Annotated in this window: 16 protein-coding genes; 4 read left to right on the top strand and 12 right to left on the bottom strand. The window is 67.9% G+C overall.

The genetic code is table 11. The features are described from left to right. The first annotated feature begins 309 nt into the window (after nucleotides 1-309). The 4 genes from G6N51_RS23895 to G6N51_RS23880 all read left to right on the top strand — a co-directional run bounded on the left by G6N51_RS23895 (nucleotide 310) and on the right by G6N51_RS23880 (nucleotide 2,695). Nucleotides 310-618, top strand: coding sequence for a WhiB family transcriptional regulator (locus G6N51_RS23895; RefSeq protein WP_083175338.1), 309 nt, complete (start codon nucleotides 310-312; stop codon nucleotides 616-618). 157 nt (nucleotides 619-775) lie between these two features. Beyond that, a complete protein-coding gene (locus G6N51_RS23890; RefSeq protein ID WP_083175341.1) occupies nucleotides 776-1,540 on the top strand; it encodes a superoxide dismutase family protein in 765 nt (254 codons plus the stop codon). A gap of 55 nt (nucleotides 1,541-1,595) precedes the next feature. Further along, complete coding sequence (locus G6N51_RS23885; protein ID WP_083175343.1) at nucleotides 1,596-2,000, top strand: hydrogenase; 405 nt, start codon at nucleotides 1,596-1,598, stop codon at nucleotides 1,998-2,000. Nucleotides 2,001-2,044: 44 nt separating this feature from the next. Next, nucleotides 2,045-2,695, top strand: coding sequence for a DUF1345 domain-containing protein (locus tag G6N51_RS23880; RefSeq protein ID WP_083175346.1), 651 nt, complete (start codon nucleotides 2,045-2,047; stop codon nucleotides 2,693-2,695). A 29-nt stretch (nucleotides 2,696-2,724) separates the two neighbouring features. Here G6N51_RS23880 and G6N51_RS23875 read toward each other — a convergent pair whose 3' ends face one another. The 12 genes from G6N51_RS23875 to G6N51_RS23820 form a co-directional block, all read right to left on the bottom strand. After that, complete coding sequence (locus tag G6N51_RS23875; RefSeq protein WP_083175411.1) at nucleotides 2,725-3,204, bottom strand: MarR family winged helix-turn-helix transcriptional regulator; 480 nt, start codon at nucleotides 3,202-3,204, stop codon at nucleotides 2,725-2,727. 14 nt (nucleotides 3,205-3,218) lie between these two features. Then, nucleotides 3,219-3,944, bottom strand: a complete 726-nt coding sequence (locus G6N51_RS23870) for a nitroreductase (protein WP_083175414.1) — start codon at nucleotides 3,942-3,944, stop codon at nucleotides 3,219-3,221. Nucleotides 3,945-4,151: 207 nt separating this feature from the next. After that, nucleotides 4,152-5,252 carry a ferritin-like domain-containing protein gene (locus G6N51_RS23865; protein ID WP_083175349.1) on the bottom strand — a complete coding sequence of 367 codons (1,101 nt, stop codon included), beginning with the start codon at nucleotides 5,250-5,252 and terminating at the stop codon, nucleotides 4,152-4,154. A 175-nt stretch (nucleotides 5,253-5,427) separates the two neighbouring features. After that, nucleotides 5,428-6,171, bottom strand: coding sequence for a hypothetical protein (locus G6N51_RS23860; RefSeq protein WP_232078465.1), 744 nt, complete (start codon nucleotides 6,169-6,171; stop codon nucleotides 5,428-5,430). A 61-nt stretch (nucleotides 6,172-6,232) separates the two neighbouring features. Beyond that, on the bottom strand, nucleotides 6,233-6,562 hold the full coding sequence (locus G6N51_RS23855; protein ID WP_083175352.1) for a hypothetical protein: 330 nt from the start codon (nucleotides 6,560-6,562) through the stop codon (nucleotides 6,233-6,235). Nucleotides 6,563-6,727: 165 nt separating this feature from the next. Next, the gene (groL, locus tag G6N51_RS23850) at nucleotides 6,728-8,356 is read right to left on the bottom strand and encodes a chaperonin GroEL (RefSeq protein ID WP_083175355.1); all 1,629 of its coding nucleotides are present in this window, start codon (nucleotides 8,354-8,356) and stop codon (nucleotides 6,728-6,730) included. A gap of 85 nt (nucleotides 8,357-8,441) precedes the next feature. After that, complete coding sequence (gene groES, locus G6N51_RS23845; RefSeq protein WP_007167930.1) at nucleotides 8,442-8,744, bottom strand: co-chaperone GroES; 303 nt, start codon at nucleotides 8,742-8,744, stop codon at nucleotides 8,442-8,444. Between the two features lie 199 nt (nucleotides 8,745-8,943). Next, nucleotides 8,944-9,966 (bottom strand): tRNA (adenosine(37)-N6)-threonylcarbamoyltransferase complex transferase subunit TsaD, encoded by a 1,023-nt coding sequence (tsaD, locus tag G6N51_RS23840; RefSeq protein ID WP_083175358.1) that lies wholly within the window; start codon nucleotides 9,964-9,966, stop codon nucleotides 8,944-8,946. After that, nucleotides 9,963-10,430: a ribosomal protein S18-alanine N-acetyltransferase gene (gene rimI / locus G6N51_RS23835; RefSeq protein ID WP_083175360.1), complete on the bottom strand. Its 468-nt coding sequence runs from the start codon at nucleotides 10,428-10,430 to the stop codon at nucleotides 9,963-9,965. Before rimI ends, tsaD begins: the two co-directional genes overlap by 4 nt. Then, entirely contained in the window at nucleotides 10,427-11,050 is a 624-nt protein-coding gene (gene tsaB / locus G6N51_RS23830) for a tRNA (adenosine(37)-N6)-threonylcarbamoyltransferase complex dimerization subunit type 1 TsaB (RefSeq protein WP_083175420.1), read from the bottom strand. Before tsaB ends, rimI begins: the two co-directional genes overlap by 4 nt. After that, nucleotides 11,047-11,520 (bottom strand): tRNA (adenosine(37)-N6)-threonylcarbamoyltransferase complex ATPase subunit type 1 TsaE, encoded by a 474-nt coding sequence (tsaE, locus tag G6N51_RS23825; RefSeq protein ID WP_174814339.1) that lies wholly within the window; start codon nucleotides 11,518-11,520, stop codon nucleotides 11,047-11,049. Before tsaE ends, tsaB begins: the two co-directional genes overlap by 4 nt. Further along, on the bottom strand, nucleotides 11,510-12,565 hold the full coding sequence (locus tag G6N51_RS23820) for an alpha/beta fold hydrolase (RefSeq protein ID WP_174814418.1): 1,056 nt from the start codon (nucleotides 12,563-12,565) through the stop codon (nucleotides 11,510-11,512). Before G6N51_RS23820 ends, tsaE begins: the two co-directional genes overlap by 11 nt.

Raw genomic sequence — 12,565 nt, 5'->3', positions numbered from 1 at the left:
GTTAATCACAATAGTTCCTGTACTAATCGCGGTCGACCTTCCCTCGGGCTGTGAGCTGGGAAATCTCGCTGCGGTCAAGTCGCTGGTAGCACGGTGCGTGTTTCACCATTGCGCGGCAGATGAACGCGACGTTAATTCTTTTATAACCATTACATACTTTGTCGGGCTAAGTGGCTATTGACGCAAATTCACCGTCCGCCCTAACGTACGCATGACGGGTAGTCATCGGTGACGCCGCTTCAATTCAGTTGCACTATCGCTTCGCGAACCTGACCTTACTGGGCGTGCCGTGCAGAGAGGGAGACACCAATGCCACAGCCGGAGCAGCTACCCGGGCCCAACGCCGACATCTGGAACTGGCAACTGCAGGGCTTGTGCCGTGGCGTTGACTCGTCGATGTTCTTCCACCCCGACGGTGAGCGCGGTCGTGCCCGCATGCAGCGCGAGCTGCGCGCCAAGGAGATGTGCCGGCAGTGCCCGGTCATTCAGGAATGCCGTTCCCACGCCCTCGAAGTCGGTGAGCCCTACGGGGTTTGGGGTGGTTTGTCCGAATCGGAACGCGACCTGCTGCTGAAGGGCGACATCGGCCGCGCCCGCGGCATCCGCCGTTCGGCCTGATCTCCCGCGCCACTTTCACGCCCGCCCCATCGATTGAACGGTCGGCGGTCGCCTGAGCAGACTGTGAAGATGGCGACCGAAGTTTGAAGGCGGCCGGCATGGTCGGCACCGCGTGCCCACCCGTTTCGACAGCGGCCAATTCGGGTAGGCCCGCCCCATGAACAAGGGCGTATCCCTCGCGACGGCGGTGCTTGCCGCGAGCATTGCACCGTTGGCCGCATGCGCGAACCAGCAGGGCGGCCAGGCCACCAGTTCATCCTCCAGCGCTCCGCCGGGCACGGAGCGGATGACCACACAGTTGAAGAGCGCCGACGGAAGTCAGGTCGGCACCGCCACCATCGATTTCGCGAACGGCTACGCGACGGTGTCCGTGGACACCGGCCCCAACCAGGTGCTGAGCCCCGGTTTCCACGGGCTGCAAATCCACTCGGTGGGTAAGTGCGAGGCCAACTCGGCCGCGCCCGCGGGAGGTGCGACCGGCGACTTCGACTCCGCCGGAAGCGTCTACCAGGCGCCCGACCATACGGGCTTTCCGGCCAGCGGTGACCTGACCGCATTGCAGGTACGCACCGACGGCTCGGCGAAGCTCGTCACCACCACCAACCTGTTAACCGCGGCGGACCTGCGGAACAGTTCGGGCACCGCGCTGATCGTCCACCAGACCGCGGACAACCTGAGCAACGGTTCCACCGGTGAGTCGGGCAAGCGGGTGGCCTGTGGCGTGCTCGCCGCGGCCTCCGCGACGACGACCTCGTCCACCTCGACGACGACCAGCGTCACGACGATCACCTCTACGACCGCCGTGCCACCGCCGTCCACGAGCACCAGCACGAGCACCGTCACGGTCACCAGCGGCCCGACGTACACGTCCGCGCCGACCACCACGGTGACGACCCCGCCCAGCCTTCCGCCCGGCCGCTGACGGCGATCGCCATAACCGCAAGCTCGCGCGGCCTGACGGCCCTTACTGTTCTGACATGCAGACGGCGCTGTTCACGCTCGGGTTGGTCCTGTTCCTGTTGGGCCTGCTCACCGGGTTCGGCATCCCGGCGCTGAAGAACCCCCGCATGGCGCTCTCGAGCCACCTCGAGGCCGTCCTCAATGGCATGTTCCTCGTGCTTCTCGGCCTGCTCTGGCCCCACCTGCACCTGCCCAAAGTGTGGGGCGTTACCGCAGTCGCACTGATCGTGTACTCCGCCTACACGAACTGGTTGGCGACGCTGCTCGCGGCGGCATGGGGCGCCGGCCGCACACTCGCGCCGATCGCGGCGGCCGCGCACGAAGCTCCAGTCGCCAAGGAACGGCTCGTCAGCTTCCTGTTGGTGTCACTGGCGCCGGCGGTCGTGGTCGGCGTGGGCATCGTCATCGTCGGGCTGTGGTAGGCGGTCGCACGCGTCGACATCTGTGCTCGTGCTTAGGTCGGGTTGTGAAATCCCTCGTTACGTTGTTTCGCGATACGGTCGCGGCTCGGATAGCGGTTGCGGTCGCACTCGGCGTCGCCGTCGCCCTCGCGGTGGGCAACACGGTCGGTTGGCGATTCGCGCTTGCCGGTTGGGTCGTCACCGCCGGCGTCTACGTGGTGTGGACGCGGATCCTGCTGAGCGGAATGGATGCCGAGCAAACCTGCAGATATGTGACGAAGGAGGACCCCACCCGGTGGGTGGCCGACGCGGTCATCGTGTCGGCAAGCGTGGCGAGCCTGGGCGGGGTCGGCTACGTGGTGGCCGCCTCGTCGCGCACCGGGCCCGGAGCCGTAGAAGCCGCCGTCCTGGGCATCCTGACCGTCGCCGCATCCTGGTTTGCCGTGCACACGTTGTTCACCGTGCACTACGCGCGGCTCTATTACTCGGACGAACCGGGCGGAATCAACTTCCACGACCCGGAGCGACCCCGCTTTCGGGATTTCGCGTATGTGGCCTTCACCGTCGGCATGACCTATCAGGTGTCAGACACCGAGATCGGCTTGACGTCCATCAGGGCTACGGTGTTGCGCCACGCGTTGCTGTCCTACCTGCTCGGCGCGGTCGTCCTGGCGGTCACCATCAACCTGGTCGCGGGATTGAGCTCCAAGTTGTAGTCACAGGGTTCCCGCACTCCCCGGCGGCTTTACTGTTCGCCAGAAGCGGTGAAGCGCGTGAGCAGATCCTTCAATTGTTCTGCCTCCGCCGGGCCCAGCACCGATACCAGGCGCTCAGCCAGTGGCTCCGCGGCCTTATGAGCGGCGTCGAAAACCTCAATCCCCTTTGGGGTGATCTCCACCGCCCGCACCCGCCGGTCCCCCGGAACGGATTTGCGGACGGCCAGCCCCTTACGCTCCAGGTCGTCCACGACCCGCATCATTCCCGCCTTGTCCGAACCCGTCGCCTCAACCAGGGCCCGCTGCTGCGTGGGCCCGTGGTTGACGAGGACGAGCAGCACGGCGAAATGCCGCAACTCGATGCCCAACGGCCGAAGCGCCTCCGACATCACCGCGGCCGCGCGCCAGTGCGCCCGGCGCAGCAACAAACCGAGAGCGAAGGGCGAGGGATCTCCGGGCCGGTCGGTCGCACGCCCGACGGGGGCGGGCTCGGAAGCGTCGCGGGTCATGACCGTCGCATCCTTCATCTGAATCGACCGGACTCGGCCCGGGCGGAATGCTCTACCTTCCGAAGGCCCGACGACTCGTCGTCGACGAACGTGACCGTCTCGTCGAGCGGTGCCCGTCCTGTACGGACGTACTTCACCGCGGGGTCTTCGTACCCAATTGACATGCCGCAGAAGAGGATCAATCCGTCCGGTGGTGACAGGACCTCCGCAACCGTTTCGCGAACCTGCGACCACGCCATTTGGGGGCAGCTGTGCAGCCCTTCGGCGCGGAGTAGCAGCATGATGGTCTGCAAATACATCCCGACGTCGGCCCACTGCGCCACGCCCAGGTCGTGGTCGATGTAGCAGAACAGCGCGGCAGGTGCACCGAAGCAGTTCCAATTCGCTATGGCCGCCCGCTGGCGCGCCTCCCAGTCCTCACGCGCAATTCCCAGCGCGCTGTAGCGCTCCTTCCCGAAAGCGGAACGGCGCTCGTCGTACGGCGACTTCAGTGCGGGAGGGTACATCTGGTACTCCCGCTCGTCCCAGGGGTCACCGTGGGCCACGCGCTCGACGGCGCGCGTCTTGAGCTCGTCCAGCAGCCCGCCGGTCACCACATAGGTGTTCCACGGCTGGATATTCGAACCTGACGGCGACCGCGCCGCGGCGGACAGGACACGTTCCAACGCTTCTCTGGGCACCGGCTGACCGGTGAATCCGCGCACTGCCCGTCGGCTTGCGACTGCCTCGTATACGTCCATGATCGCCACCTAAATGTCCGTCTCATCTTCTGTTTCATTCGATACTATATCGATTGATACTATTCCACGGTCGGGCGGCGTTCCAAACGTCGCGGCGGATGCACCGACAAAGCGAAGGCCCCCGTTCCTCAGCGGATACGGGGGCCGTGCGGTTCCTACCGCGTAATGCCGTTTGGTGGTGTCGCCGCGGTCAAACCGGATGTCGGGTCAGCTCGCGCCCGCCGCGATCACCTCGTCCACCTCGACGGCCCGGGCGGCCATCTCGGAGTGCGCCTGGTCCAGCGCGGCGGCCTGATCCTCGTCGGCCTTCATCAACGCCTCGATGTCGAAGCCGGCCATGTCGAGCACACCCATGTCCCGGAAGGCCGTCTGCACCTTGTCGCCCCACAACCCGATGTCCTTCACGATCGGCACGATGCGGCTGAACAGGTGCGAGCGGAACTGGATCATCAGCGGCGACTTGTCGACCCACTCGGCGCATTCTTCGACGTCCATGCCGAGGGTCTCGAAGACCTCCTCGCCGCGGAACCGGTCGCGCATCAGATAGCAGGCGTCCACCACGAACTCTTCCCGCTCGGCCCGCTCGGCCTCGGTCAGCGCGGAGTAGTAGTCCTTCAGCGAAATTCGGCCGAACGCGACGTGCCTGGCCTCGTCCTGCATGACGTAGGCCAGCACCTGCTTGGCCAGCGAATCCGGCGCCGCCATGTCACGCAGCACGCCGAAGGCGGCGAGCGCGAGCCCTTCGATGAGCACCTGCATGCCGAGGTAGGGCATGTCCCAGCGCGAGTCCCGCAGGGTGTCGTCCAGCAGTGCGGTCAGGTTCTTGTTGATCGGGTAGACCAGGTCCACCTTCTCCTGCAGGAACCGTGAGAACGCCTCGACGTGCCGCGCCTCGTCCATGGTCTGGGTGGCCGCGTAGAACTTCGCGTCCAGGTCGGGGACGACCTCGACGATCTTGGCCGCGCACACCATCGCACCCTGCTCGCCGTGCAGGAACTGCGAGAACTGCCAGGCCTGGAAGTGCCGGCGCATCTCGGCGCGACGCGCGTCGTCTGCGGCGTCCCACATCGGGCTGCCGAACAGCGGATGGAACTCCTCGGGCAGCGCGACCGGGTTCATCGGGTCGACGTCTTGCGCCCAGTCGATCCGCGACTGGGCGTCCCACTGCTTGTCCTTTCCCTTCTGGTAAAGGGACAGGAGCCGGGCGCGCCCGTCGTCGTACTCCCAGGTGAAGCGTGCGTCGCCGACGCTGGGGACCTCCCACGAGTACGGCGCGGGCACCTCCGTGTACTTGTCCCTCGTGCTCATGAGCGGCCGCCTCTCTCCGCGGTGTGACCAGTGGTCATATGACGAGTATCACACTGCACCTGGGTACCGCACCGCGTCAAGCCTCGCGCGCCAGCGCGCCGTTACGGCCGGGGGTGTCGACCGGCGGCCTCAGGGACTCGACCACCGCAGTCATGACACCGAGCGGGTAGCGGAGTTACCGGTGCGTGAATTCAGCGAGCCTGGCGTTGACCGCCGCGGGATCCGGTTCCGCATACATCTTCGGATCGCGCTTTTTGATCCATACCAGGAATGGGCAGCTGGCCGCGGGGCCGTCCACCGCTCCCAGCTGTTCGATGTGCTTGCCGGTCCTCGCCGCGCGGAGTTCGATGTCGTACTGCACGGCGTAGTAGTCAACGGCGACGTGTTCGCCCGCGTCGGTCTTGAAGTCGCAGGTGCGGGACCTCACCTCGGTTCCGGGTTTGCGGGTAAGGCAGGCAACAACGTTCACCGACTGGAAGTCGTCGGGACTCCCCCGGTAGTCGGCACGGGAATCTATTGCCACTTCGCTCCAGTGGACGGATGTCAGTTCGCGCATCGGGTCCGGCTCGTCGTACGGGGCGAACGCCGCGATCTTGTACGGCTTCCCGTACGTGGCGGCGTTGCTGATTGACCCGCGATCGCACACCACGTCGAAGTCCGACAGCGAGGTGGCTTTCTTGCTTTCACCGCGCCCGTCGCGGGCCATGTCCTGGATCACGAAGAACCCGACCAACGCCACCGGTACGACGACGACGATCGCCGCGAGCGTGAGCACGACGATCAGCACGACGTTGGTCTTGCGCAGCGCTGCCGCCGGGGGCGGATACCGCCCGGGCGGCGGGTACTGCGGGGGCCATTGTTGGGGGTGCTGCGGCGGCGGTGACCACTGCTGCGGATAGCTCACACTCGTGCCCCCCACGTCATGGTGCGGTCAGCGTAGCAATCGGCGCGGGCCCCAACACGAAACGTGTGCGACCGGCCTAGGGGCACATGAAGGCGATCGGCGGGCAATGCCTGATGGTGATCGCCTCGATCGGCGGGTTATCGCCGTCCCAGATCGAGGTCGGCCGGCCCTGCATGGTGACGTTGCCCATCCCGTACTGGGTCGGATACCAGGTGTGGCAGACACTCCAGTCCCAGTCGATGTACTGGTTCACGACATAGGGCATCTGCTTCGGGTTACCCGGGCACCACCGGTGCGGCGCCATCGTGTCGGCGTGGGCGGTCCCCACACCCCACCCGGTTAGCGCGGTACTGCCTGCCAGCAGTGCGGCGGCGATGAATCTCTTCGTCATCTGGGCAACCAGCATGGTCCTGTCCTCCCTGGTGTGTTCGTGGCAACCAGTGCACAAGCCCCACGTCGCTACCAATCCCAACAAGCCGCGTAGCGCGTCGCGGATGGAACCGTAACTCTCGCCCGGCCTGACGAAAACACCCCCGGCCGCCAGGCCGGGGGTGTTTTCGTAGCCGATCTTCTAGTGGTGGTGATGCCCGTGGCCGTGGCCGTGGCCGTGATCGTCGTGGTCGTCGGCGGGCTTGTCGACGATGGCCGTTTCGGTGGTGAGCACCATCCGGGCCACCGACGCCGCGTTGACAACGGCCGAGCGGGTGACCTTGACCGGGTCGATGACGCCGGCGCCGAGCAGGTCGCCATAGGCGAGCGTCTCGGCGTTCAGGCCCTGCCCGGCGGGCAGCTCGCTGACCTTGTTGACCACGACCGAGCCGTCCAGCCCGGCGTTGGTGGCGATCCAGTACAGCGGGGCCGCCAACGCCTCGAAGAACACGTCGACCCCGAGCGCCTGGTCGCCGCTCACAGTGCCGCGCAATTCCGTCAGCGCCTTGCGGGCGTGGATGAGCGCCGTTCCACCGCCCGCGACGATGCCCTCCTCGACGGCCGCCTTGGCGGCCGAGACGGCGTCCTCGACGCTTTCCTTGCGCTCCTTGAGCGCGGTCTCGGTGGCGGCACCGACCTTGATCACGGCCACGCCGCCGGCGAGCTTGGCGAGCCGCTCCTGCAGCTTCTCGCGGTCCCAATCCGAGTCGCTGTTCTCGATCTCGGCACGCAGCTGCTTGATGCGGGCCTCGACCGCGTCCTTGGAGCCGCCGCCCTCGACGACGATGGTGTCGTCCTTGCTGACCACCACGCGGCGGGCCGAGCCCAACACCTCGGTGCCGACCTCGCGCAGCAGCAGGCCGGCGTCGGGGTTGATCACCTGGCCGCCGGTGACCACCGCCAGGTCCTCGAGGAAGGCCTTGCGCCGGTCGCCGAAGAACGGCGCCTTGACGGCGACCGCCTTGAGCGTCTTACGGATCGAGTTGACCACCAGCGTCGCCAGGGCCTCGCCCTCGACGTCCTCGGCGATGATCAGCAGCGGCTTCCCAGACTCGGCGATCTTTTCCAGCATGGGCAGCAGGTCGGGTAGCGAGCTGATCTTGTCCTGGTGCAACAGGATCAGCGGGTCGTCCAGCACGGCTTCCTGCGAGTCGAAGTCGGTGACGAAATACGCCGACAGGAAACCCTTGTCGAAGCCGACGCCCTCGGTGAACTCCAGCTCCGTGTTCAGCGTCGAGGACTCTTCGACGCTGACCACGCCGTCGGCGCCGACCTTGGTCATGGCCTCGCCGACCAGCTCGCCGATCTGCTGGTCGCGCGACGACACCGTCGCCACCTGCGCGATGCCCTCCTTGCCGGCCACCGGGATGGCCTCCGCGAGCAGCGCCTCGGACACCGCGTCGCCGGCCTTGCCGATCCCGACGCCCAACTCGATGGGGTTGACGCCGGCGGCAACCATGCGCAGGCCGTCCTTGATCAGCGCCTGCGCCAGCACGGTCGCCGTGGTGGTGCCGTCGCCGGCGACGTCGTTGGTCTTGGTGGCCACCGACTTGACCAGCTGGGCGCCCAGGTTCTCGAACGGGTCGTCCAGGTCGATGTCGCGCGCGACGGTGACGCCGTCGTTGGTCACCGCCGGCCCGCCGAATGCCTTGGCCAGCACCACATGCCGACCGCGCGGGCCCAGCGTCACGCGTACCGCGTCGGCGAGCTTGTTCACGCCGGCCTCCATGGCCCGGCGGGCGGTCTCGTCGTACTCAATGATCTTGCTCATCAGGCTCCTTCACCCGCTACGAACGCATGCCGCCCCGGAAATCACCCGCGGTGTGCGCGGGGATCGCCGGGGCGGAACACGGTCCTTACTTGGATACGACAGCCAGCACGTCTCGGGCGGACAGGATCAGGTACTCCTCGCCGTTGTACTTGATCTCGGTGCCGCCGTACTTGCTGTAGATGACGGTGTCGCCTTCCGAGACGTCCAGCGGGATGCGCTTTTCGCCGTCCTCGTCCCAGCGGCCGGGACCGACTGCGACGACGGTGCCTTCCTGCGGCTTCTCCTTGGCGGTGTCAGGAATGACCAGACCGGACGCGGTCGTGGTCTCGGCCTCGTTGGCCTGCACGAGAATCTTGTCCTCGAGTGGCTTGATGTTCACCTTCGCCACGATTGGAGCCTCCACTAGTTAGATCGGGTCCGGGGCGGGTGCCCCGGAATTATCGAGGGATTCGGCAGCCGTCCGTGCCCGAGCGTCGTCGTCGCGGGTGCCGACACAGGGTTTGGCCGATTGCCACCTAGCACTCTATACACGAGAGTGCTAGCACTCAAGGGCGGCCCGCTGCGTATCGGGTATTCGCTACGGGCGATCAGCTCACCTGGGCTTTTACCACCGGCAGTCCCGGATCGGTGGGCGCATCCAGTGGCGACTCCGGCGCCCCGGCGGCCACCAGGTGCGCGGCGAATGAGGCGATCATCGCCCCGTTGTCGGTGCAGAGCCGTGGCCTGGGGATCCGCAATGTCAGCCCGGCCGCAGCGCATCGCTGCTCCGCCAACTCCCGCAGCCGCGAATTGGCGGCCACTCCCCCGGCGATCAGCAGGGTCGAGACGCCCAACCCGGTGGCCGCGCGTACCGCCTTCATGGTCAGCACGTCGGCGACGGCCTCCTGGAACCCCGCGGCGACGTCGGCGTTCACCGCGTCCGGATGACTCTCCAGGTACCGCGCCACGGCCGTCTTGAGCCCCGAGAAGCTGAAGGCGTAGGGGTCGTCGTCCCGGCCCGTCATGCCTCGCGGGAAGGCGATGGCCTTCCGATCGCCGGTGCGGGCCAGGTCGTCGAGCACCTTGCCGCCCGGGTAGCCCAGCCCCAGCAGGCGGGCCACCTTGTCGTAGGCCTCGCCCGCGGCGTCGTCGACGGTGCTGCCCAACTCGACGATCGGTTCACCGAGGGAACTCACGTGCAGCAGGTGGGTGTGGCCGCCGGACACCAGCAGCGCCACGCACTCGGGCAGCGGCCCGTGTTCGTAGACGTCGGCGGCCAGGTGCCCGCCCAGATGATTGACGGCGTAGAACGGCACCCCCCACGCGGCCGCATACGCCTTGGCCGCGGCCACTCCGACCAGCAGCGCGCCGGCCAGACCGGGACCGATCGTGGCGGCGACGATGTCGGGCTTGGGCACGCCGGCCGTCGCCAGCGCGCGGCGCATGGTGGGGCCGAGCGCCTCCAGATGCGCCCGCGACGCGATCTCGGGAACCACGCCGCCGAAGCGGACGTGTTCGTCGACGCTGGAGGCCACCTCGTCGGCCAACAGTGTCACGGTGCCGTCGTGATCGAGCCGCGCGATGCCGACTCCCGTTTCGTCGCAAGAGGTTTCGATGGCCAAGATGATCATTGGGCTTCCCTGCGCATGGTGTAGGCGTCGGCGCCGCTCGCCCGGTAGTAGCGCCGGCGCAGGCCGATCTGCTCGAATCCCACGCTGCGGTACAGCGCGATGGCCGCCTCGTTGTCGGTGCGCACCTCCAGGAAGACGACGCCGCCGCCGGCGAAGACGAGCAGCTCGTCGAGCAACCGGCGGCCGATGCCGCGTCCCTGGTAGGCGGTGTCCACGCCGATGGTGTGGACCTCGTACTCGAACGGCGGGGTGCGGCCCAGCCGGGAGATCCCGGCATAGCCGACGAGCTCCCCACCCACGCGCGCGCCCACGTAATGATTGTGCTGGCTGGCCAATTCTCGGGTGAAGGCCGCCGCGGGCCACGGGTCGTCACCGTCGAACAGCTGCGTTTCCAGCTCGGCGCAGCGCGCCGCGTCGGAAGGCGTCAACGCGCCCAGCGTCACGGGTTCGCTGGTGGCGGTCACCCGCGCGCCGCCATCGGTTTGGCGTCGGGGCGGCGCAGATACAGCGCCACCAGCGGCGGTGGGGGCTGCGACCAGTCGGGCACGGCGGCGACCAGCCCCGCCGGTGTCGGATGGGTCGGCGCGCGGTGCGGCAGGCCGAACAGCGCCGCGTGCTCCTTGGAGCCGGCCACCGCCTGCGCGGCGCCGGGATCGACGTCGGCGGGCGCGTTGACCCCCGGCCCGTCGATGCGAATCCCGTCCCGGTACCGCGCCCAGTAGACCTCGCGTCGGCGGGCGTCGGTGACCACCAGCACCTCGCCGGTGGTGCGCACCCCGATGGCGTCCAGGCTGCACACGCCGTGCACCGGGATGCCCAGCGCATGCCCGTAGGCGGCGGCGGTCGCCATCCCCGCCCGCAGGCCGGTGAACGGGCCTGGGCCGCAACCGACCACGACGGCGTCCAGCTCACCCATCGCCAGCCCGGTATCGGCCAGGGCCGCCAGCACATTCGGTGTGAGCCGTTCGGCGTGCGCCCGGGCGTCGAGGGTGACCCGCTCGGCCAGTACGCTCCCATCTTCACGGCGCACAATCCCCGCCGTCACGGCCGGGGTCGAAGTGTCAAGGGCGAGAACGACACTCACGAGCAGACCCACTGCCAGGAGGCGATCCGCACGTCGGACCCGCTGAGCCGTTCCAGACGGATGTCGAGGTGCCGCTCGGCGAGGCGCTCGACGAGCCCCTCGCCCCACTCCACGACGACGACCGCGTCGTCGAGATCGGTGTCGAGGTCCAGCGAGTCGAGCTCGCCCAGCAGGTCGGCGCCGCCGGTGTCCAAGAGCCGGTACATGTCGACGTGAATCATCGCCGGCGCACCGGGCCGCCGCGGCGGGTGCACCCGCGCCAGCACGTACGACGGCGAGGTGACCGGGCCGTCGACGTCCATCGCCGCGGCAATGCCCTTGGCCAGCACCGTCTTTCCCGCGCCGAGCGGACCGGTGAGCACCACCACGTCGCCCGCGCGCAGCCGCTCACCGAGGCGCGACCCCAGCGCGACGGTGTCCGCCACGCGTTCTAGGGTGGCCGTGCCCGAAAGTGCGGGCCTAGCCACCACGGCGCCGCAGCCTTTCCCACATCCACCGCGCGGCCAGCACGGCCCGGCCCGGGGTGGCCCGCTTGACCAGCCGGACCAGCCCGTCGTTGATCGCCTCGGGCTTGTCCAGCAGCGCCAGGTGGCCGGCCCCGCGAACGATGACCAGTTCGGATTGCGGCAGCGAGGCCGCCATCTTGCGCGAGTACTCGTCCGGGGTCAGCAGGTCGTGGTCCCCGCAGGCGATCAGGGTGGGGATGCGCAGCAAGGTCCACAGGCCGGCGGTTTCGTCATGGGCCTCCAAGGCGTCCAGGAACTCCACCATCGTCGCGATGGGGGTGCCGTTCATCATCCGCTGGGAGAAGGCGTCCAGGCTCCGGCTGACATGCAGGTCGCTGTAGGAGGCGGCCCGCAGTACGGGGCCGATCAGCGAGCGCGAGACGTTGCGGCCGCGGTGCATCAGCTTCGGCGCGGACCGCGCGGTAAACCGGAACGCTTCCAGCGCGGGGTTTTTCAGAATCTCGCCCAGCGGGGAGCGGGCAACGCCTTCCGCCGCGGACGAAATCAGCGCGGCCCCGACGATCCGGCGCCCGTACTGGTCGGGGTATTGACGGGCGTGCGACAACACGGTCATGCCGCCCATCGAGTGGCCCACCAGCACCACCAGCCCGCGCGGCGCGACCACCTGGAGCACGCTTTGCAGGTCTCTGCCGAGTTGGGTCAGCGTGTAGGTCTCGGGCGGGGCCTCATCGGACTGACCGTGCCCGCGCTGGTCGTAGAAGACCATCCGGACGCCCGGGCCCACGTGGTGGGGCAGGCGCGTGCGCTGAAAATGGAAGGCGCCCATCCGCAGACAGAATCCGTGGACGAAGACCATCGTCAGCGGGGCGTCCGCGGGGCCGGCCTCGCGGATCGACAACGACACCCCGTCGGGGGTGGTGACCACCGAACGGCGGTCGTCGTCGATCCGGTCGAAATCCTCGTCGGCGTAAGGGTCTTCGAGGCCGCGGGCGCGCCGGATCATCGAACGCCGGGCCGAGGCTCCGACGATGGTGGCCAGGGCGGTCAG

The organism is Mycobacterium paraseoulense (assembly GCF_010731655.1).
Taxonomy (GTDB): Bacteria; Actinomycetota; Actinomycetes; order Mycobacteriales; family Mycobacteriaceae; genus Mycobacterium; species Mycobacterium paraseoulense.
Note: the sequence above shows the minus strand (reverse complement) of the source record. Positions and strands in the feature narration are given on the sequence as shown.

Coding starts and splice junctions, on each gene's coding strand:
- G6N51_RS23890 (WP_083175341.1), top strand. CDS start 776: ATGAACAAGGGCGTATCCCTCGCGACGGCGGTGCTTGCCGCGAGCATT.
- tsaD (WP_083175358.1), bottom strand. CDS start 9,966: ATGATCATCTTGGCCATCGAAACCTCTTGCGACGAAACGGGAGTCGGC.
- G6N51_RS23870 (WP_083175414.1), bottom strand. CDS start 3,944: ATGGACGTATACGAGGCAGTCGCAAGCCGACGGGCAGTGCGCGGATTC.
- groL (WP_083175355.1), bottom strand. CDS start 8,356: ATGAGCAAGATCATTGAGTACGACGAGACCGCCCGCCGGGCCATGGAG.
- G6N51_RS23865 (WP_083175349.1), bottom strand. CDS start 5,252: ATGAGCACGAGGGACAAGTACACGGAGGTGCCCGCGCCGTACTCGTGG.
- G6N51_RS23895 (WP_083175338.1), top strand. CDS start 310: ATGCCACAGCCGGAGCAGCTACCCGGGCCCAACGCCGACATCTGGAAC.
- G6N51_RS23875 (WP_083175411.1), bottom strand. CDS start 3,204: ATGACCCGCGACGCTTCCGAGCCCGCCCCCGTCGGGCGTGCGACCGAC.
- G6N51_RS23885 (WP_083175343.1), top strand. CDS start 1,596: ATGCAGACGGCGCTGTTCACGCTCGGGTTGGTCCTGTTCCTGTTGGGC.
- G6N51_RS23855 (WP_083175352.1), bottom strand. CDS start 6,562: ATGCTGGTTGCCCAGATGACGAAGAGATTCATCGCCGCCGCACTGCTG.